The sequence below is a fragment of the Allobacillus halotolerans genome (assembly GCF_018967645.1).
Classification (GTDB): Bacteria; Bacillota; Bacilli; order Bacillales; family Alkalibacillaceae; genus Allobacillus; species Allobacillus halotolerans.
In genome coordinates this window covers 75,831-95,973 of the sequence record NZ_JAHLZF010000005.1, presented here as the reverse complement: position 1 = coordinate 95,973, position 20,143 = coordinate 75,831, and the positions used below count along the sequence as shown (strand labels likewise).

The window sequence follows — 20,143 nt, the reverse complement described above, 5'->3', positions numbered from 1 at the left end:
GAAATTATGGTACACTATGTATAACGAGGTGATCTCCATGGAACTTCAAGGAACCAATTATGATTTAATTTACGAATACAGAGAAGCTTTCAATGAAGAAGCTATCGAAGAAAAATATGTGGATTTGCTGGCGAAGTATGATTTCCTCGTCGGTGACTGGGGTTATGGTCAGCTTCGTCTAAAAGGTTTTTATGATGATCAAAATCAAAAAGCGACCTTTGATACGAAAATATCTACATTAGAAGATTATATTTATGAATATTGTAATTTTGGTTGTCCTTATTTCGTTTTGAAACGGATTGACTAATGAAACCTTGTTCTACCCAAGTTGGTAGTGCAAGGTTTTTTATTATTGTTGAGGTTTACATACATAAAAAACCCGAACGATTTAATTGAGAAATCGTTCGAGTATTTGTTTCAATGTTGCTTATCGATTAGCCTCGCTGCAAAGGTAATGTACAACATCTGAATGAGCCACCGGACTTGATGATTTCAGAGAGATCGACGCGTATGACTTTATAGCCTTCGGATTCTAACACGTTATTCAATCGTTCATTTTGAGGAAGGCTAATAACTTTTCCATCACCGATTGAAAGGACGTTTGGTCCCATTTGAAATTGCTCTTCATCGGTAACAGAAATCACGTGATAGTTGGAATGAAGTTTTCTTAAATCTTTTTTAGTAAAAGCATCACTGTAAACAAGAGCAGTGTCTTCGCTTAAGATATTAAAGACGTAATCGAGATGAAGAATATCATCCTTTAACCGTAAAGGTCGCACATTGTAGCTCGGTAATCGTCGTTGTAAATCTTTCACGGCATCGAATGTTGTGCGTCCACTTAGACCAACCCAAATGGTGTCACCGTCAATGATGACATCTCCGCCTTCAATTGAACCTTCTAAACCTTTTTGAAAAGGTACCGATTGTTCATGTAACCATTCCTTTAATTGCTCGGTTTCACCTTGCCGAACTTCTTCGTTCATGGATGCCACGAATAACTGGTCATCAATCACAAAGGCAGTGTCACGTGTAAAGACGTGTTCATTTAAATGAGGATTTGGAGAAAGTTCAGTGACTTCGATGCCATGTGACCTCATAACCTTTAAAAAGTGCCTATGCTGCTTTACGGCGAGCGTTGTATCTATATTAGTGTTTTTATAATGCTTCTGCGTTTCATTAATTACTTGTGTGATTTTCATAAAAGAAGGCTTCACTACAACGGCTTTTTTTAATGTGGCGTATTCAGTACGACAATTTATTTTTTGAGTTGATGTGATCCCTCTCATGCTGTAACCTCCATTGATATCGATAAAGTCGTGATTGGAATATAAATTTTATAGCTTTCTCTTTCCGCGATTTTTATTGTTAGCTATCTTTATGGTGGAAAGGACATTTTCCTTTAATCGGTTCAATGTCATCGCCAATAAAGAATTGCTTCCACTCATTATGATCAGGGTCACCGAAATGACTGATATCCGGGTGTTTTGGAAGACCATCCCAAGCTTCAACGCGGGCACGGACTTTTTCACGGGACATGATGCCGCCTTTTTCTGTGCCTTCGAGCCCTTCAAAAATCTTGCGTGGCTGGAAACCTAAGACGAGACTGTTGCCAAGGTCTCTAGTTTTTCTTTGTTTATAAGCTGGCGCATTACCGAACGCGAATATTGGCTCGCCTGCAAAATGGAAATCCCATAAATAATGTTCAGGGTCTTTCGGCGCGCCAGCTGGCCAATCGAAACGGTCTTGTTCATGTAAATATTGTAGAATATCCCAGAAATACGATCGATAATAGTCGATTGATTTTTCTTCAGACTCAGGCTCCACAAAAATGAATAAACCATGTCTCGTTTTATTTTCCGGTGTGAAGAGACTTAGAAAGCTTTCTACGGCTTCAGGTAAATGATCCCATTTATCATGCTCAATGTAAGAATAACGAAGCTCACCTCTACGCTGAGCCGTCATACCGAAAAAACATGGGAATGTAGGATCTGTAACAGTTTCACTAAACGTTTTATATTCTCGTAACAGCCAATCCGGTAAGTGATCGGCTTGTTCAAAATCATCCTTTGTCAGTAAAAATGAACTATTTTTAGTCAACATTTGAAAACTCCTTTAAAACGCAACTTCTCTCACTTCTTCTATAGGAAATATCCCCGCTATGACGGCGAATTAAACATATCCTTCCAATTGCATGAAGTAGTGTGCGGAACATGAAACATAAAAGCGGTCGTTTTCGATGTTTGGTCACGGGCCTTCAGTGTTAACCCGCGTCGCTTCAGGGTTAATTCGTGCAGCTTCAGTGTTAACCCGCGTCGCTTCAGTGTTAATTCGCACGGCTTCAGTGTTAATTCCCGCAGCTTCAGGGTTAACCCGCGCAGCTTCAGTGTTAAATCGCGCGTCTTCAGTGTTAATTCGTGCAGCTTCAGTGTTAAATCGCGCGTCTTCAGTGTTAATTCGCGTGGCTTCAGGGTTAATTCGTGCAGCTTCAGTGTTAATTCGTTGGCCTTCAGTGTTAACCCGCGTCGCTTCAGTGTTAATTCGCACGGCTTCAGTGTTAAATCGCGCGTCTTCAGTGTTGATTCGCGCGGCTTCAGTGTTAATCCCCGTCGCTTCAGTGTTAATTCGCACTGCTTCAATGTTAACCACATCGCTTTGCGTTTTAGCACAAAAAAAGCACCGACCGAAGTCAGTGCCTCCTCACTATCTAAATTAAACATTCAACAACTCACGAATTTCGTTTTCACTCAAGCTTGTGAAGTTCGTTTCGCCTGGTTGAATCACATTTTCAATCAGTTCTCTTTTGCGTTGTTGTAATGCATGGATTTTTTCTTCAATCGTGCCTTTCGTGATCAATCTGTACACTTGAACAACTTTTTTCTGACCCATCCGATGGGCGCGGCCTGTTGCTTGTTCTTCGACGGCCGGGTTCCACCATAAATCATATAAAATGACTGTGTCTGCGCCGGTTAGGTTCAGTCCTGTGCCGCCAGCTTTAAGTGATATAAGGAAAATGTTTTTCTCTCCGTCATTGAAGCGATCGACCATATCGACGCGGTGTTTTGAAGGCGTTTGTCCGTCCAAATAAAAAACATCTTCACCCATTGCGTTCATTTCTTCTCGAATAATTTTCAACATGCTTGAAAATTGGGAGAAAATCAGAATCCGTTGACCGTTTTGCCTAGCAGTTTCGACCATTTCCAGTAGCTGATTCAACTTGCCGGATTCGCCTTCATATCCTTCGATAAATAAAGAAGGGTGGCAGCATAGCTGGCGAAGTCGTGTGAGTCCAGCTAATATTTTCATTCGGCTTTTCTGGAATCCTTCACTGGAAATGGCGCTTGCAGCCTCTCCTTGAATTTTTTCAAGATACCCAAGATAAAGCTGTTTCTGATCCTTCGTCAATTCAGAATGATTTACTGATTCAATTTTATCTGGAAGCTCCGTCAATACGTCTTGTTTGATCCGACGTAAAATGAATGGACGACTCATCCGGGAAATCTGTTCATGAGGAAGTTCACGGAACGCTTTTTTACTTGGGAAAAAACCGGGCATGATCACATCGAACAACGACCACAACTCATCGAGTGAGTTTTCGATTGGTGTGCCACTTAAAGCAAAGCGTCTTCCAGCACGTATCGACCGGATCGCTTGTGCCTGCTTCGTCAAATGGTTTTTGATCGCTTGCGCTTCATCTAAAATCAGCGTCGAAAATCGTCTATCACGATATTGTTCTAAATCCTGCCGCACTAATGGATAGGAAGTGATCAACACATCGTATTCATCAGCGATTTTAAATAATTCCTCTCGTTCCCCGATACTTCCGTGGATGACACAGACTTTCATCGATGGAGCGAACTTTTTGAACTCTGACTCCCAGTTATATACGAGGGAAGCAGGTGAAACGACGAGGGCCGGCTGATCCTGGTCCGGATTATTTTCTTTTTCAGATAAAAGATAAGCAATCGTCTGAAGCGTCTTCCCAAGTCCCATATCATCCGCTAGAATTCCACCGAATCGGTAACGACTTAATGATTTTAGCCACTGGAAGCCTAAGATTTGGTATTCACGCAAATCAGCATGGATTCCAGCTGGCAATGGTATATCAAAGGATTCAGGATTTTTAATGTCCTCAATCAGTTGTTGAAAAGCTTGATTATAATTTTTTCGGAAATGCTCAGACATCGCTTCGTCCATCTGAAGTCCGCGGTAGGCAGGTAGTTGCACCTTGCCATCTTTTAAATCTTCTGGATTTAGACGCATCTCATCAAAAACGTTCGATATTTGCGCGAAAGAGTCTTCTTCAAGTGGTACGAAGCGGCCATTCGGCAACCGGTAATATCGTTTTTTCTCAACGACGGATTGAATTATATGACTGATTTCGCTCTGGTCGATATCTCCCAAATCAAAATCGATTTCCAGAAAATCACCGTTTGAATCCAAATCCACATGAACGGCGGGAGACTCAATTTCATCTACGAGTAGATTTTTCACCGCATTCGTTAAATATATTGCCACATCTTCATCCAGCTGCGGTAGCAAGTAATACAGAAACGTGAACATATCTTCTTCATCATCCAAGTAAAGTTCATGGCCATTGAACTTAAATCCTGCCGACTCAATTATATTCATCACACGTTGTTCTTTTTCAGTATCTCGCACTAAAATTTGTGAAGAATCTCGTTTTTGAGTATCACCAGGCTGCATCGGATCGATTTCGATATCGTCATACCAATAGCGGATATTCGCCGTTAACCGCTCGCCATCTAAATCTAAATGCATGGTCGCTTGAAGAGACGGATTGATGATTGCCTCAGATACTTGTTCAGAAAGACGAACATCCCCGATTTGTTTCAAGTTCGGCACGACATTCGAAACGAAAGAGTCCATCTGGTGCTTTTGAATCGGAATACTCGATTTCGGATTTCGATACAAAAATCCATAAATATTCTTCATGATCTCCCGTTGGTTTGCGTTCAAATGATAAAAATACTGACCTTCCTGAATGATTCCGTAGTCTTTAAAATAATGGAAATGATCCATCGCATCAAAACCGAGCGCATAGCCATGACTATTTTCATGAAGAGAAAAATCAAATGGCAAAGCGTCTTTGAATAAGTGAATCTCCCGAAAAGTTCCCGTCACGTCTTCGAATGTACAGCCTCTTTCAGAAAGAGCCTGTAGCAGTTCCTTGGCGAAGTACGGTGGAATCGTCATTCCCTTTTGATTGGCAATCGTTTGCCATTGGTTTTCATAGAAAGCGTCACTTCGGTATATATCCAAAAGAATTTGCATCACACGTTGATCTTCTTCTTTGAACATATGTTGTTTTGGATCATAAGAAAATTTCGGTGTAAAAAAATGCTCAGATTGTTCATCGACACTCTTTAAAAACTTCTTCAGGTTTTTGACGACATATGTACGTTCGACACCGGTCTTCATCTCGACAGAAAGTAGCATACCTTTCAATAATTGATGATCGATTTTTAAAATATATTCAGTCTGAAGCGGCTCTTTATGCAAAGTTGAATCCGCTGAATTGGTGTCCATGAAAAGGTTAATTATCCTAGCCGAGAGATCGTCAGTAGGTTTAGGTTCCTTGTTGATTCTTCGGTTAGGCATATCATTTTGCTTACGATTTTCTAAAAAATTATCGAACAGTTGACCTTTGTCAACTGCTTCTCGATTGGCTAATTTTAATAGAACAGCAACAATATGTTTACATTCTCCAAATGTTTCATAGGCAGGGCATGTACATGCATGATCGAACGTATCATCATCGTGCTTCTGTATGGACACATGATACATTTCACTGCCCGACACAGTGCCTGACCAAGACTTTTGAAGTTCATCAAATACGACACGCTCCACCGCTCCTTTGCGATAGTAACGCTTGCCACGCTCGAACATTCTATTTGAAAACATCGATTGAATCGATTGTTCAGTTAACAATTCAAATCACCCTTTAGTATAAGCACTTTCATTCCTCCATCATAACACTGAACGCATGAACTTATTAAGCATGAAACGTTTTTTTAAAAAAGTCCCTCGAAATTTGTAAAACACCTTTAAAATAAAAAAAGCTTGCAGAAAACATGGCATTTTCTACAAGCTTTATCGGGTGCAATTTTCCTTGCTAGTCCTCAGTATCTTCGGCTGGAAAATCATTAGGTGGGTGGGAGTTTGACATATTCCGTTGAGCATCCGCATGTAGTGTTTTATTTTCATAATTGAAAGCGGAATAAGGGCGTCGATTCGGGTTATCGACTTGCGATTGGAGCGGTTGTTCAGCGTTTACCGGCTCCCCGTAAGTTCCTTCAGGGAATTCTTCAGGGATTTGGTAATTTCGATCGATCTCAACGTTTGCGAAATCATCATATTTCTTCTTTTTTGGCATAACTAATCGCCTCCTGTCAGTCAATAGGCTTTCCACTCAGAAGGCGATTATACGTATGAAGTTCGTTTGGTTTTGGCTAAAAACTTAGGCGCTTGGTTTTCATCAACCTTACTTCAAATTTTCTTTCAAGTATTCGAATATTTCCTCTGCCTCATATTCATTTACACGGAAATGGTGCGCATAATATTTTGGCGATTTGAGTTCATCTTTTTTCACTGTCGTATAGTGCGAGCTTTGCAAATCGAGAATGAAAACCTTATCGTCTATCGTTTCACTTTCGAAAAATGCAAAATCATATCTTCTGAATTCGGTGCTAAAGCTAACATATCGTACACTCGTACTTTCTGTTTCATCTTTGATCATGTTTACATTGCTCATTCATTGACACTCCTGACAAATCTTTTACCCCATTTTACCAAAAGTAGCTAATAGGTTCATCCGATAGCCAAAATTCAATGCATTCCTGTAAGGCTTGAGCTTATTAGTTATGTTAAACTATGGGGTGAAAGGATGATGATTATGTATTTTGTCGACCGAGAAAATATTGAAAATACATTACTTTATTACAATGGTTTACTTGAAGTATTGGAGCAACAAGAAGCTGTCAGTTTTTTGGAGAAATTAGGCATTGAACGGTTGGCGCAAATGGTCGTCGAATCCATTATTGATGTCGGAAACTTGATGATTGATGGATTTATCATGAGAGACCCAGGTAGTTATGAAGATATTATTGATATTTTAGTTGATGAGCGAGTGATTCCGAAAGAACACGAAGCTTCCTATAAAGAGATCGTCAGCCTGCGTCCGAAGCTGGTCCGGGAGTATACGAAGATCAACCATTCAGAGATTGAGAAAACGTTAAGAAATAATTTGGATACGATTGAACATTTTCGTCCACTCGTTTTAAATTATTTGGAAAACGAACTCGGTCCTATCAATGCTTTTCATAAACCAAAGGAGTAATCAACAATGAAACACTACGAGGGATATTTAATTGATTTGGATGGCACGATGTTTCGTGGAACAGATGAAATTCAAGGTGCCAAAGAATTCGTTGATGAATTAAATAAACGTCATATTCCACATCTGTTTTTGACAAATAATTCGTCACGGACACTGGAGCAAACAGCAGAGAAACTAAGAGGTTTTGGTATTGAAGCGCAAGTTGAACAAGTGATTACAGCATCACTAGCAACAGCTGCTTTTATTAAAGAAAAATTAACGAGCCGTCGTGCTTTTGTCGTCGGTCAAACCGGTTTAATTTCTGCCCTAGAAGAAGCGGGAATCGAATTGACGGATCAAGAAGCAGAAATCGTTGTCATGGGAATCGATCGAAACGTTACGTATGAAAAAATCACCCGCGCAGCGTTGAATGCACAGAAGGGCGCGTATTTACTTGCGACGAATCCGGACATCAAAGTTCCAACTGAACGAGGTTTTACACCTGGTAACGGGGCTTTCGTCGAATTAGTGAGTCACGTTTCCGGTAAAAAGCCAACTTATGTAGGGAAACCGCAACCATTTATGATGGAATTTGCGCTACAAAAGTTAGGGATTCCACGCGAAAAAACCATCATGGTTGGGGATAATTATGAAACGGACATTATGGCGGGGATTCAATCGGGTTTGGACACGCTTCATGTGCAAACGGGAGTGACATCAGAAGAGGAGTTGGCCAAATATCCGAAGCAGCCAACGTATTCTGTCCGTACATTAAACGAATGGTTTAGCCATATGTAATGCTCAGGCTGTTTTTCGTTTCAGAATAAACAGCCTAAGCAAGACAGTTAGTCATCCTCAGGATCAAGCGCTAGTTCCGAGCTGTGAGCCAAACGACTGGAAGCAGCAGCGGCAATCGCGCCGACGATATCATCCAAAAAGGTGTGCGTACCATATCGTTTATCATTCAATTTTTTCAAAATCCCTGGTTTGATCTTGTCAATATAGCCAAAGTTCGTGAATCCAATCGATCCATAGACATTGATGATCGAAAAAGCAACGATTTCATCGATCCCATATAACCCTTCATCATTTGCGATAATGCTTTGAAGCGGTTCCTCGAATTTATTTTGTTCAGCGAATTTATCCAGTTGAATACCGGTTAACACGGCATTTTGCACTTCCCGCTTTTTGAGGACTTTTCGAATGTTAAACATACATTCTTCCATGTCCAAGTCATCATGATACGCTGACTGCAAGTGATAAACGAGTTCAGCGATGTCTTCAAGTTCGACGCCACGTTCTTTCAATTGTTCGATTGTCATTTGTTCAAGTTTATTCATGTTTCATCACATCCATTTTTCTTTAGTTTGAGTTTATGCAGCGATTTTTTATACATACTTATAAGGAGGCGATTCTGGTGGCTAAACCAATAGTTTATGTGACGCGAAGACTCCCTAATGAGATTATATCAGAATTGACAGAAAAATATCAGGTCAAGATGTGGGAAGAGGAGGAAATGCCAGTGCCTCGCGATGTATTGAAAAAAGAAATTGCCGAGGCAGACGCTGTTCTTTCCATGTTAACTGATACCTTTGATGAAGAACTTTTAAACATGGCAAGCCGGTTGAAAGTGATTGCCAATTTAGCTGTCGGTTTTGACAATATCGATGTGAAAGCTTGTGAAGCGCGTGGGATCACGGTCACTAACACGCCAGATGTATTGACGGATACGACCGCAGATTTAACGTTCGGACTGTTGTTGGCTACGGCGCGAAGAATTCCAGAAAGTGTTGATGTCATTCGGAAAGACGAATGGAAAACATGGTCACCTTATATGATGGCCGGGTCAGATGTTCATCATAAAACGATAGGCATCGTCGGTATGGGTTCAATCGGTGAAGCGGTCGCCAAACGGGCAACAGGGTTTGATATGAATATTTTATACCATAACCGCAACCGAAAACCTGAAGCGGAAGAAAAATTAGGTGCGCGCTATGTTTCAATCGATGAACTATTGGCACAATCAGATTTTGTCGTTTCGATGACTCCATTGACAGAGGAAACGAAGGGTATGTTCGATGCACGAGCTTTCGATCGGATGAGAAAGAGTGCATTTTTCATTAATGCTTCTCGTGGCGGTGTGATGAATGAAGCGGATTTATACCAAGCAATCAAGGAAGAAAAGATTCAAGGAGCTGGCTTAGATGTCTTTGAAAATGAGCCGATTAAAAGTGATCATCCACTCGTGCAACTGGATCGCGTAGTCGCTTTACCGCATATCGGTTCGGCAACGGTTGAAACGAGAAACCGTATGGCCATGTTATGTGTAGAAAATCTGAAGCGAGTGCTAGATGGGATGGAGCCTCTAACACCTGTGAAGGTTTAAGTGAAAAGTGATCGATTCAATAACATCCTTAAATATCTTTAGACACGAAAAAAGCCAGCTATTCATCTAGCTGGCTACAAGGTCAATCTGTATGTTTGTGATTTATTTGACGTTAAAAGATTTGTTCAACTTCTGATACACCAGGCACTTCTGCGACCAATGCACGCTCAATACCAGCTTTCAATGTAATTGCTGAACTTGGGCAGTTGCCACAAGCACCTTTTAAGCGAAGAAGCACGATACCTTCATCGTCGACATCCACTAATTCAACGTCCCCGCCGTCACGAAGTAAAAACGGGCGTAGTTTTCCAATGACTTCTTGAACTTGATCGAACATCGTTTTTCTTCCCCCTTCTTTTAATTGTTAGTATAAATGGTCTCAATTAAAAAATCTATTGAGTTGCTCGAAAAGCGTATCAACGATTTCTTTTTTCAATTGATAATCGTTATCATTTTCTATTTTACATCATTTTCGGTAAAATGAAAATAAGAAACGTTATTTAGGGGGAAAAATATCGTGACGAATCAAACTGAGGTTATTGTGTATGGGGCTGAGGTCCTTTGTCCGAGTTGTGTAAATTTACCAAGTTCCAAGGAACAATATGATTGGCTGCAAGCAGCGATTTCGAGAAAATTTGGTGAAGAGGGTATTCAATACACGTATGTAGATATTTTTAATCCACCTGAAGAAGAGCCTTATCAAAGCTTTGCCAAACGGGTCGTCGATGAAGATTTGATCTATCCTGTCGTATTTATCGATGATGAACTTGTTGGTGAAGGAGACCCACGTTTGAAGAGAGTGTATAAGGCATTGGAAAGCAGAGGTTTTGAGCCAACTGCTTAAAGATTCTCGTTAAACATGTTATCCTAATCGGATAAAAGAGTTATGAACCGAGGAGTGTATGACAGAAAATGAATCCAATCATCGAGTTTTGTGTCAACAACATAGCGAGCGGTTCACAGGAAGCCTTTGAAAAACTAGAAAAAGATCCTTCGCTGGACGTCATTGAATATGGATGTACCAGCCATTGCGGGATTTGTGCTTCGTTTTTATTTGCGATTGTGAATGGTGAAGCTGTCATGGCAGACGATCCTGATGAGTTAGTTGACAAAGTATATAAACATTTAGAAGAAAATCCTTTATTTTAAAAGGAAGTTGGGGAACATTTGATGAAAATTCCTTTTACAAAGATGCATGGACTAGGTAATAATTATATTTATATAGATGGCTTTCAAGTGCATTTGGAAGAAAGTGAGATACCTCAATTGGCACGAAAAGTTTCGGATGTGAACTTTGGAATTGGCTCAGATGGGTTAATTTACATGCTACCTTCTGAAAAAGCCGATGTTCGCATGCGTATTTTCAATAAAGACGGTTCTGAAGGAAAAAATTGTGGAAATGGACTTCGTTGCATTGCGAAATGGGCTTATGAATTAGGTTATGTGACCGATACGTCATTTCAAATAGAAGCCAAATCAGGAATTGTCGATGCAGAGGTTTTCCCTGAAAATGGGTTGGTTGAACAAGTGTCCATTGACATGGGAGTACCCCTGTTGAAACGACGAGAGATTCCGATGGTTGTCGACAATTATGACCCAGAAAGCCGCGTTGTGAACGAACCGTTTCTCGTTGCAGATGCGGAACTAAATTTAACTGCTGTATCTATGGGGAACCCGCATGCTGTCTTTTTTGTTGAGTCGATTGATTCAAGTCCAGTTGAGGAGCTTGGTCCAATTATTGAAAAAGATGATCGATTCCCGGATGGTGTGAACGTTGAATTTGTCGAAGTCGTATCTGGAAAAGAACTTCATTTTCGTGTGTGGGAAAGAGGTTCAGGAATCACGCAAGCTTGTGGAACAGGAGCATGTGCCGCCGTCGTCGCCAGTGTATTAAACGGATATTCCACTGTTGGTGAGGAAATCACCGTACATTTAGAAGGCGGCGATTTATTCATCAGTATGACTGAAAATCAGCGAGTCATCATGCGTGGTCCTGCTGAAAAAGTTGCAGAAGGCATATTTAATTGGCCATCAATTTGAAACAAAAAGAAAGAATTTGTATAATAATGTTAAGGAGGTCGTTGACATGTCCATTGTAATTACAGAACAAGCAAAATTACAAATACAAGATATGATGAAAGAAGAAACGGCAGAAAACGTCTACCTACGTTTTGGCGTAAAGGGTGGCGGCTGCAGTGGTTTGTCCTATCAATTAGGATTCGATTATGAAGTGAAAGAAACCGATAATCAATACATCGAAAACGATATTCCTGTCGTCATCGCGAAAATGGATCAGCCGATTATAGAAAATACAACCATTGATTATAAACAAAACATGATGGGTGGCGGGTTCACAATCGATAATCCAAATGCGATTGTTTCCTGCGGTTGTGGCTCATCCTTTAAAGCAGACGGAAGAGTCGGCGTACCAGGCGATTGCTAAATACTTAAACATACAAACTGTCTTACCTTGATCGGTGAGACAGTTTTTTTGTGGAAAAGAGTTTTTGTAGAGTAGAAAAAGTGATTTTTGACAGATTTAATAAACATAACGATCAATTTTTTCTTAAAAATGAATTTATCGTCATTCGCAGTGCTGCACTACCTTTACTATAATCAAAGTAAAAAGAAAAGAGGATTGCGAATGATTTACAAGCAACGTGAAATGACTGGCGAATTACGATTGCTACATGCACTTGATCGGCGGTTGACCTTGTCACCAAAAGACCGAAAAAATTACTTACATTTATTGAAAGGACTTAAAGGGGAAAGACGATTCGATAAATTGCTGAATAACCTCAAATGCGACCACATTCAAATCCACGATTTATTACTCGAACATAATGGTACTGTATTCCAAATCGACACGCTTTTAATCACGAAAGAAAAAGTATTTGTTTACGAGGTGAAAAATTATCAAGGCGAGTTCTTCTTCGATCAAGAAAGATTCTTCAAAGTTCCCCGGCAAGAAATCATGAACCCACTCCATCAAATCGGCCGATCTGCGCCAGCCCTCACCCAACTGCTCCGAAAACACGGCTATAACTTACCAATCCAGTTTCATGTCGTTTTTGTCAATCCGGAATTTACGTTATTTCATGCCGAGCAAAACACTCCCATCATTCTTCCTACACAAATCAGTGATCATTTACGGATGCTCAACGGATTCGGTTCAAAACTGAACCAAACCCACAAACACCTAGCAGAAAAACTTATTGAACTCCATCTGAAAGAATCGCCCTATCAAAATCGACCGGAGTATGAGTATGATGAGGTGAAGAAAGGGGTTGTTTGCGGTGGATGCGGTTTAATGGCGGTGGAAGTGAAAGGAAGAAAGGTCTATTGCAAGCACTGCAATTGGGTAGAAAATCTAAATACAGCAACTGTGGGGTTAATTAAGGAATATCAATTATTATTTCCTGATAAGAAAGTAACCGTTTCAGCGATTGATGACTGGTGTGATAGTTTAATTTCATTAAAAAGTATTTCAAGAATTTTAGGTCAACATTTTACCCGTAAAGGAAATTTGCGATGGTCGTACTATGAATGAGAAAGTAGAACGAAAGGAATCTCTATACTCCCGAGCGGGCCAAAAATAAAGTTGGAAAGTCTTATAGGAGCGCTCTATACCCCCGAATGGGCACAAAAATATTCCGGAAAGTCCTATAGAAGCACTCTATACCCCCGAGCGAGCACAAAAACTTTCTGGAAAGTCCTATAGAAGCACTCTATACCCCCGAATGGGCACAAAAATATTCCGGAAAGTCCTATAGAAGCACTCTATACCCCCGAGCGAGCACAAAAAACTTCCGGAAAGTCCCATAGAGGCACTCTATACCCCTGAACGGGCACAAAAACTTCCGGAAAGTCCTATAGGAGCGCTCTATACCCCCGGATGGGCACAAAAATATTCCGGAAAGTCCTATAGGAGCACTCTATACCCCCGAGCGAGCACAAAAAACTTCCGGAAAGTCCTATAGAAAACACGTCAGCCTCAACCACATCCAACAAAAAACCGCCACCCACCAAAGGGAAGCGGTTTATTTTAACCGAACATATGAGTAGAGTGTTTTGGTTGAACGCGGGCGGATGGATTCATGCGCACCATGGCGTTGTTGACAGCTGTCGGACCTTCACCAAATCCAGTGGCGATCAGGTTGACTTTCCCTGTATAGGTGCAGATGTCACCAACTGCGTATATGCCTTCGATGTTCGTTTCCATTTTCGTATTCACGGTAATACTGTTCTTGTCAATTTCCAGTCCCCAATTTTTAATCGGGCCAAGTGAAGATACAAAGCCAAAGTTGATGAGCATGTCATCAATTTCGACATTGATTTTGTCATCATCTTTTGGTTTTTGTAACGTGACAGACTCTATTGCCTCGGTACCATGAAGTTCTGTCGGCACATAAGGCGTTAAGATATTCACGGAAGATTGCTTCAACTGAGCAACACTATGTTCGTGCGCGCGGAAATCTTCTCGGCGGTGAACCAATGTCACTTGGCTGGCAATCGGCTCAAGCATCAATGACCAGTCGACAGCTGAATCGCCCCCGCCACAAATCATGACATGACGATCACGGAATGATTCCAAGTTAGTAATGTAATAATGCAGATTGTGTTGTTCATATTGGTCACATTCCGGTATACGTAATTTACGTGGCTCGAATGCACCATTACCGGCTGTGATAATGACTGTTTTAGAATAAAAGGTTTCTTGATCAGTCGTTAGTCGGAATAAATTATCTTCAAGCTTCACAATTTCTTGAACAGCTTGACCAAGTGTGATCTTCGGATTAAAAGGCTTTACCTGATCATATAAATTATCGACAAGCTCTTGAGCTCGAACTTTCGGAAAACCTGCCACATCATAAATATATTTTTCTGGGTATAATGCGGTTAATTGTCCCCCGATATGGGGTAAACTCTCTATGATATGGACATCAGCATCGCGCAAACCGCCATAAAATGCAGTAAATAAACCAACTGGTCCAGCGCCGATGATCGTAATATCGTTAATATTGTCGTTCATAACTATACCTCCAAGTCTTAAAATGACTTTTGACACCAAGAATCATTATAACATTTACAAGAAAATATGCTAAATGGTTTGCAAAAAATAGCGAAAAAGTTCGTTAGGTATCCTGCTTAAAATTCTTATTAAAAATCTTCTAAGCAATAAACCAACCATAATACAAGCAAGAATATGAGACGGGTTTTCAGAAAGGTCTGAATTTAACTTTTAGACTTGAAAAACAGATTTAAAAGTTCTATGATTGTTTTTAGATGTTGAATTTTACAAAAATGTGACATTCTCGTTTAGTTCGTGAAGAAAATCACAAAGTCATCTGGAAATAGGTGGAATCAGTTTTTCTGTGGCGATGTGTACGCATATTTTCATGAAGAGAAGAAATATTATGGATGGATGTGATTAGAATGAGTAGACCTAACATTGTCATACTTGGTGCTGGTTATGGAGGCATTATGACAACTGTTCGTTTGCAAAAAGAACTGAAGGCAAACGATGCGAACATCACGTTGGTAAACAAAAATGACTACCATTATCAAACCACTTGGTTGCATGAAAGTTCTGCAGGTACGCTACATCATGATCGAGTGCGTATTCCAATCGAGGATTTGATCGACTTTAATCGTGTGAATTTTATCCAAGACACGGTTCTATCGATTGATCCTGAAGGTCAAAGAGTTCAACTTGAAGAAGGCGAATTGACGTACGATTACTTAGTGATTGGATTGGGCTTCGAGACAGCAACATTTGGCATCGAAGGCTTGCTTGAGAACGCTTACTCTATTACCAACATTAATAGCTCTCGCTTAATTCGTGAGGAAATTGAAAGTAACTTTGCAAAATACAACAATGAACCAGAAGAGCGTGATGACCTACTTACAATCATCGTCGGTGGAGCAGGGTTCACAGGTATCGAATTTTTGGGTGAAATTGCGAACCGTGTTCCTGAGCTTTGTGAAGAATATGATATTCCAAGAGAAAAAGTCAGAATCATCAACGTAGAAGCTGGACCGACAGCACTTGCTGGATTTGACCCGGAACTTGTGGAATATGCGATGAACCGTCTTGAGGAAAAAGGTGTCGAATTCCGTATTAGCACAATGATCAAAAAGGTAACTGAAGATGGCATTGTCGTTGAAAAAGACGACGAGCAGGAAATGATTCCTTCTAAAAATGTCGTTTGGGCAGCTGGGGTTACAGGAAATTCTATTGTTGGCGAATCAGGATTCGAAGTAAACCGGAACAAAGTACCTGTTCGTAAAGATTTACGTGCACCGAATTATGATAACGTATTTGTCGTTGGTGACTGTGCTGTTCTGATGAACCCTGAAACAGAAAGACCATACCCACCAACAGCACAAATCGCAATTCAAATGGCAGAAATGACTGCTCGCAACTTGAAACAAGTAATCAGTGGCAATAATGAACTAGAAACATTCGAATTTGATAACAAAGGAACAGTTGCTTCCCTTGGAAACACAGATGCAATTGGTGTCGTATTCGGCGACCGTAAACTATTCGGACGTTCTGCATCCATCATGAAAAAAGTAATCGATAACCGTTACTTATTGAAACTTGGCGGTGTAGGTCTATTGTTGAAAAAAGGAAAGCTGGATATGTACCATTAATGGTTAACGAAGCAAAAGCGGTTATATACTGCTTTTGCTTTTTTACTTTCTACCTTTCGTCAAAAAACAGCCATAAAGCTCGAGTAAATCGACTTTGAAAATCACTGCGAATAAGGTAGAATGATGGAGTGTCTAGAGAATTTTTAGGGGGAGCAAGTATGGATATTATTCAAGGGATTGTAGCAGCCGTGCTATTTTTCGTCTTGTTTTTCGGAATCGCTTTTATATTGAATATGTTATTGCGCATGACATGGATCATGTCGTTTATATTTCCGATCGTCGTCATTTTAATCATCGACGATGTTTCGTTCATGAGTTATCTAACAGAACCAGATATCGCATTTCCAGCCCTCGGTGCAAAAGTTACCGGGTTAAAGATATGGGACATCCTCATTTTATTGGCAGGATTCCTCGGAACAATCATTTCTGGAATTTCCATTAAGATGTTACGGAAAAACGGATATCAAATGTTTTAAAGGGTAGTCTAAGAGAAGAATTGAATAGAATATTGTCGAAAAATGTTTAAAAGCTTCTTAAAACGGAAACGCTAAGCCATAGTGAGGTGGTTTACATGCGAACTCCTACAAGAAGCTTTTTATTTATGGGGATGTTCTTTTTGATGAATTCTTACTTCGTACTCACTTCTTATTCAAGTGAAGATGATGAAAGTAAATTCACGTTGGAACTGTCAGCCAAAGAATCGGCTTTGGCGAAAAAAACAGACATAACATTAGTGGATCATACGATAGAAGATTATGAAATTGAACTTACGAGTCTTTCTACTGAAGCATACCGTCAGTTTGAAGTGAAAACCGTCATTGCAACTGGCTATACGGCAGGTGCTGAATCAACCGGGAAAAGCCCGGGTCACCCGAATTATGGGATTACATTCTCAGGTTTAGAAGTACAACGTGATGAGCTTTCAACAATCGCTGCCGATCCGAAATTTTTACCACTCGGAACCGTATTGTACATTCCAAACTATGGGTACGGAATTGTTGCAGATACGGGAAGTGCGATTAAAGGAAACAAAATCGATTTGTACTATGAAACGGTTGATGAAGTATTTAGTCAATGGGGAAAAAAAGAAATTGATGTTTTTGTCATTGAAGAAGGAGAAGGTCAATTGACGGAAGAAGAATTCAATCAATGGGCCGACAAGATCGAAGCAGGCGACTTGCCGACATTTCAAGAAAGCCTATAACAACATGTAACCCGCTGTACAGCTGTGGAAGCTGTGCCAGCGGGTTTTTTAAAACTAAATAAATGAATAAACAACAATAGCTAAAATGATTCCAGTTAATGCGCCAAAGAAAACTTCAATCGGTTGGTGACCAAGCAGTTCTTTTAACTCTTCCTTTTTTTGTTGTTGTTCTTTTTGTGGCCAATTTTTCGCATCAGCTACAAGACGTTGGAAATCTTTAACGAGCTGATTTAAAATCGTCGCATGCTCTCCGGCCTGGCGTCTAATCCCTGTTGCATCGTACATGACAATGATACTCAGAACAGCTGCAATCGCAAAAAAAGGTGAATCGAGACCATTTTCAATACCGATTGCCGTAGCTAACGAAGTGACAGAGGCCGAATGGCTGCTTGGCATGCCGCCTGTACTGAAAGCCAACCCCGGCTTAAATTCACGTGTTGCAATGAAGTGAATAGGGATTTTGACAAATTGCGCAAACAAAACAGCCAATAAAGCAATCCATAGAGGCGTATTCGTAAAAATTTCCATAATATCAACTACCTTTAAACATACTATTCTCATAGTACCCAAAAAATGCTTGAACACAAACGGATATGGTGAAGAAAATATGACAAGCGTTTAAGTTAGGAAGGTTGTCTATTTCGCATATCGAAATAATCTGATATGATAATTGTATACGATAAAAGGAGTGAGGACATGTTTCAACAGACACAAGATGATGTCACAAAGGCATCTACGAAAGCTTTAATTGTTGGCTTATTTGAAGAACAAAAAAATAATCAAACGACCTATGAAGAACTGAATCAAGCGTTCGACCAGCAGTTGGGTGAACTGATGCAAGCAGGAGATCTTTCCAACAAATACGGGAAACTTGGGAAAATACATACGCTAGGAAAGATTGAAGCGGAGCGTTTATACTTCGTCGGTCTTGGCAAACGAGAAGAACTAACGACGAACCGTTTACGAAAAGCCATAGGCAAAACATTTCAATCCATTCAAAAAGATGGTGTCGATCAAGCGGCTGTTTCTATAGCCAGCATCTTTCAAGAAAACCCAACAGAAGAACAGCTTGAAGCAATTGGCGATGCTTTTGCATTATCAACCTTTGAGCAATCTACATGTCATACAAATAGACCAGAAAAAACGAATCTAAGTGCAGTAACCTTCATCAATAGCCAAGAGCTCGATCTATCAACTGTAGAAAAAGGCTACGCTTATGGAACAGGTGCCAACACGGCGAGATATTTAGTCAACCTTCCAAGTAACTTGCTAACGGCAACTGACCTGGCAAATTTCGCTGAAAACATTGCCAATGAAAACGACCTGGAAATCGAAGTTCTCGGCAAAGAAGAAATTGAAGAGCTTGGTATGGGAGCACTCCTTGCCGTCAACCAAGGATCCGATGAGCCACCACGCTTTATCGTCATGAAATATCAAGGAAAAGACACGTGGGAAAACCCAACCGCACTTGTCGGAAAAGGAATCACCTTTGACACCGGCGGTTATTCGTTAAAGCCTAAAGACGGTATTGTCGGTATGAAAATGGACATGGGCGGAGCGGCAGCAGTTGTTGGCGCTATGGAAATAATCGGTAAAACGAAACCGAAAGAAAATGTGATGGGCATTATTGCAGCAACTGACAACATGATCAGTGGAAAAGCATTTAAACCAGACGACGTCATCGTATCCATGAGCGGAAAAACAATTGAAATCCGCAATACGGATGCAGAAGGGCGCTTGGCGCTTGCAGACGCCGTTGCTTATGCAAGAAAAGAAGGCGCAGCAAAAATTGTTGATATCGCTACCCTAACCGGCGGTGTCATTGTCGCATTAGGCGATAAAGTCACAGGAGCCTTAACAAACAACGATGAATGGTATGAGGAAATAAAAACAGCTTCTGAAAAAATGGACGAACCAGTGTGGGCATTCCCGTACATGGATCATTTCCGTGAAGAAGTTCGAACAAGCCATATCGCTGACTTAAACAACTCACCAGGTAGAAAAGCACAATCCATTTTAGCGGCTGCATTTGTCGGCGAGTTTGCCGAAGACACACCATGGGTTCATTTGGACATCGCAGGTACAGCAGTATCTGATTCTGCATATGACCTCGGACCAAAAGGATCGACTGGTGTCATGGCAAGAACATTAGCGAAAGCTGTTCATTTAGGTGAATAAAATCAAAACTGAATGAAAATATGAATAAATACTTTTCATGTAAAAGACCAGCAACCCTCAGCGTTGCTGGTCTTTACCTATTCATTTATCTTTCACTTTCTGTGCTACCGCTATTTTTTATTACTATTTTACATTGCGCGTTTCGACACATAGGCAGCCGTCGAAAAAAGCTGGAAAGCCGTCGAAAAATCGTAGCAAGCCGTTGAAATCTCTCTTGTAGCCGTCGAATAACAGCAACAAGCCGCTGAAAAAAGTCAAAAAGCCGCCGAAAAACTGAAGTAAGCCGCCAAATAAACGCAAAAAGCCATCTTAATAATCGAAGAAAGCTAGGTCATCAGCCTATTGGAAAATTTAAAACGCCATTCACTAAGTGAACGACGTT

Annotated in this window: 23 protein-coding genes; 13 read left to right on the top strand and 10 right to left on the bottom strand. The window is 40.5% G+C overall.

The genetic code is table 11. The features are described from left to right. The first annotated feature begins 37 nt into the window (after nt 1-37). The gene (locus KQ486_RS05175) at nt 38-307 is read left to right on the top strand and encodes a YutD family protein (RefSeq protein ID WP_144163875.1); all 270 of its coding nucleotides are present in this window, start codon (nt 38-40) and stop codon (nt 305-307) included. A gap of 127 nt (nt 308-434) precedes the next feature. Here the strand turns inward: KQ486_RS05175 and KQ486_RS05170 are convergent, their stop codons facing one another. From KQ486_RS05170 to KQ486_RS05145, 6 genes are all read right to left on the bottom strand, one after another. After that, entirely contained in the window at nt 435-1,286 is an 852-nt protein-coding gene (locus KQ486_RS05170) for a dimethylarginine dimethylaminohydrolase family protein (protein WP_216686974.1), read from the bottom strand. 79 nt (nt 1,287-1,365) lie between these two features. Continuing rightward, nucleotides 1,366-2,100: a YqcI/YcgG family protein gene (locus tag KQ486_RS05165; RefSeq protein ID WP_216686973.1), complete on the bottom strand. Its 735-nt coding sequence runs from the start codon at nt 2,098-2,100 to the stop codon at nt 1,366-1,368. A 144-nt stretch (nt 2,101-2,244) separates the two neighbouring features. Continuing rightward, on the bottom strand, nt 2,245-2,646 hold the full coding sequence (locus tag KQ486_RS05160; protein WP_216686972.1) for a hypothetical protein: 402 nt from the start codon (nt 2,644-2,646) through the stop codon (nt 2,245-2,247). 63 nt (nt 2,647-2,709) lie between these two features. Further along, the gene (locus KQ486_RS05155; RefSeq protein ID WP_246569198.1) at nt 2,710-5,949 is read right to left on the bottom strand and encodes a DEAD/DEAH box helicase; all 3,240 of its coding nucleotides are present in this window, start codon (nt 5,947-5,949) and stop codon (nt 2,710-2,712) included. Nucleotides 5,950-6,133: 184 nt separating this feature from the next. Continuing rightward, the gene (locus KQ486_RS05150) at nt 6,134-6,394 is read right to left on the bottom strand and encodes a hypothetical protein (RefSeq protein WP_144163843.1); all 261 of its coding nucleotides are present in this window, start codon (nt 6,392-6,394) and stop codon (nt 6,134-6,136) included. A gap of 108 nt (nt 6,395-6,502) precedes the next feature. Further along, nucleotides 6,503-6,772, bottom strand: coding sequence for an SAV0927 family protein (locus tag KQ486_RS05145; protein WP_144163842.1), 270 nt, complete (start codon nt 6,770-6,772; stop codon nt 6,503-6,505). Nucleotides 6,773-6,904: 132 nt separating this feature from the next. Here KQ486_RS05145 and KQ486_RS05140 point away from each other — a divergent pair, with 132 nt between their 5' ends. Together KQ486_RS05140 and nucF are read left to right on the top strand one after the other, a co-directional pair. Beyond that, nucleotides 6,905-7,357 carry a DUF86 domain-containing protein gene (locus KQ486_RS05140; protein ID WP_311379124.1) on the top strand — a complete coding sequence of 151 codons (453 nt, stop codon included), beginning with the start codon at nt 6,905-6,907 and terminating at the stop codon, nt 7,355-7,357. A gap of 6 nt (nt 7,358-7,363) precedes the next feature. Next, nucleotides 7,364-8,134 carry a 5' nucleotidase NucF gene (gene nucF / locus KQ486_RS05135; RefSeq protein ID WP_216686971.1) on the top strand — a complete coding sequence of 257 codons (771 nt, stop codon included), beginning with the start codon at nt 7,364-7,366 and terminating at the stop codon, nt 8,132-8,134. A gap of 47 nt (nt 8,135-8,181) precedes the next feature. Here the strand turns inward: nucF and KQ486_RS05130 are convergent, their stop codons facing one another. After that, on the bottom strand, nt 8,182-8,676 hold the full coding sequence (locus KQ486_RS05130; protein ID WP_144163840.1) for a phosphatidylglycerophosphatase A family protein: 495 nt from the start codon (nt 8,674-8,676) through the stop codon (nt 8,182-8,184). 77 nt (nt 8,677-8,753) lie between these two features. On the opposite strand from KQ486_RS05130, the gene KQ486_RS05125 reads away from it, so the two are divergent. Further along, on the top strand, nt 8,754-9,722 hold the full coding sequence (locus KQ486_RS05125) for a 2-hydroxyacid dehydrogenase (RefSeq protein WP_274236141.1): 969 nt from the start codon (nt 8,754-8,756) through the stop codon (nt 9,720-9,722). A 112-nt stretch (nt 9,723-9,834) separates the two neighbouring features. Here the strand turns inward: KQ486_RS05125 and KQ486_RS05120 are convergent, their stop codons facing one another. Next, nucleotides 9,835-10,059 carry a NifU family protein gene (locus KQ486_RS05120; RefSeq protein ID WP_144163838.1) on the bottom strand — a complete coding sequence of 75 codons (225 nt, stop codon included), beginning with the start codon at nt 10,057-10,059 and terminating at the stop codon, nt 9,835-9,837. A gap of 180 nt (nt 10,060-10,239) precedes the next feature. On the opposite strand from KQ486_RS05120, the gene KQ486_RS05115 reads away from it, so the two are divergent. The 5 genes from KQ486_RS05115 (at nt 10,240) to KQ486_RS05095 (ending at nt 13,272) form a co-directional block, all read left to right on the top strand. Then, a complete protein-coding gene (locus KQ486_RS05115) occupies nt 10,240-10,566 on the top strand; it encodes a YuzD family protein (RefSeq protein WP_144163837.1) in 327 nt (108 codons plus the stop codon). A gap of 68 nt (nt 10,567-10,634) precedes the next feature. After that, nucleotides 10,635-10,871 carry a YuzB family protein gene (locus tag KQ486_RS05110; protein WP_144163836.1) on the top strand — a complete coding sequence of 79 codons (237 nt, stop codon included), beginning with the start codon at nt 10,635-10,637 and terminating at the stop codon, nt 10,869-10,871. A gap of 18 nt (nt 10,872-10,889) precedes the next feature. After that, a complete protein-coding gene (gene dapF / locus KQ486_RS05105; RefSeq protein ID WP_375713320.1) occupies nt 10,890-11,762 on the top strand; it encodes a diaminopimelate epimerase in 873 nt (290 codons plus the stop codon). A 46-nt stretch (nt 11,763-11,808) separates the two neighbouring features. Further along, a complete protein-coding gene (locus KQ486_RS05100) occupies nt 11,809-12,165 on the top strand; it encodes a HesB/IscA family protein (protein WP_144163834.1) in 357 nt (118 codons plus the stop codon). 201 nt (nt 12,166-12,366) lie between these two features. Beyond that, complete coding sequence (locus KQ486_RS05095; protein ID WP_216686968.1) at nt 12,367-13,272, top strand: nuclease-related domain-containing protein; 906 nt, start codon at nt 12,367-12,369, stop codon at nt 13,270-13,272. A 495-nt stretch (nt 13,273-13,767) separates the two neighbouring features. Here KQ486_RS05095 and KQ486_RS05090 read toward each other — a convergent pair whose 3' ends face one another. Next, nucleotides 13,768-14,754, bottom strand: a complete 987-nt coding sequence (locus KQ486_RS05090; RefSeq protein ID WP_144163751.1) for an NAD(P)/FAD-dependent oxidoreductase — start codon at nt 14,752-14,754, stop codon at nt 13,768-13,770. 404 nt (nt 14,755-15,158) lie between these two features. Between KQ486_RS05090 and KQ486_RS05085 the strand changes: the two genes are divergently transcribed. The 3 genes from KQ486_RS05085 (at nt 15,159) to KQ486_RS05075 (ending at nt 17,583) form a co-directional block, all read left to right on the top strand. Beyond that, nucleotides 15,159-16,379 carry an NAD(P)/FAD-dependent oxidoreductase gene (locus tag KQ486_RS05085; protein WP_144163750.1) on the top strand — a complete coding sequence of 407 codons (1,221 nt, stop codon included), beginning with the start codon at nt 15,159-15,161 and terminating at the stop codon, nt 16,377-16,379. Nucleotides 16,380-16,537: 158 nt separating this feature from the next. Next, nucleotides 16,538-16,855: a YuiB family protein gene (locus KQ486_RS05080; protein ID WP_144163749.1), complete on the top strand. Its 318-nt coding sequence runs from the start codon at nt 16,538-16,540 to the stop codon at nt 16,853-16,855. A 95-nt stretch (nt 16,856-16,950) separates the two neighbouring features. Next, nucleotides 16,951-17,583 carry a 3D domain-containing protein gene (locus tag KQ486_RS05075; protein ID WP_216686967.1) on the top strand — a complete coding sequence of 211 codons (633 nt, stop codon included), beginning with the start codon at nt 16,951-16,953 and terminating at the stop codon, nt 17,581-17,583. Between the two features lie 54 nt (nt 17,584-17,637). Here the strand turns inward: KQ486_RS05075 and KQ486_RS05070 are convergent, their stop codons facing one another. After that, entirely contained in the window at nt 17,638-18,111 is a 474-nt protein-coding gene (locus KQ486_RS05070) for a divergent PAP2 family protein (protein WP_144163748.1), read from the bottom strand. A 168-nt stretch (nt 18,112-18,279) separates the two neighbouring features. On the opposite strand from KQ486_RS05070, the gene KQ486_RS05065 reads away from it, so the two are divergent. Next, nucleotides 18,280-19,761 (top strand): leucyl aminopeptidase, encoded by a 1,482-nt coding sequence (locus tag KQ486_RS05065; RefSeq protein WP_216686966.1) that lies wholly within the window; start codon nt 18,280-18,282, stop codon nt 19,759-19,761. The last annotated feature ends 382 nt before the right edge of the window (nt 19,762-20,143 follow it).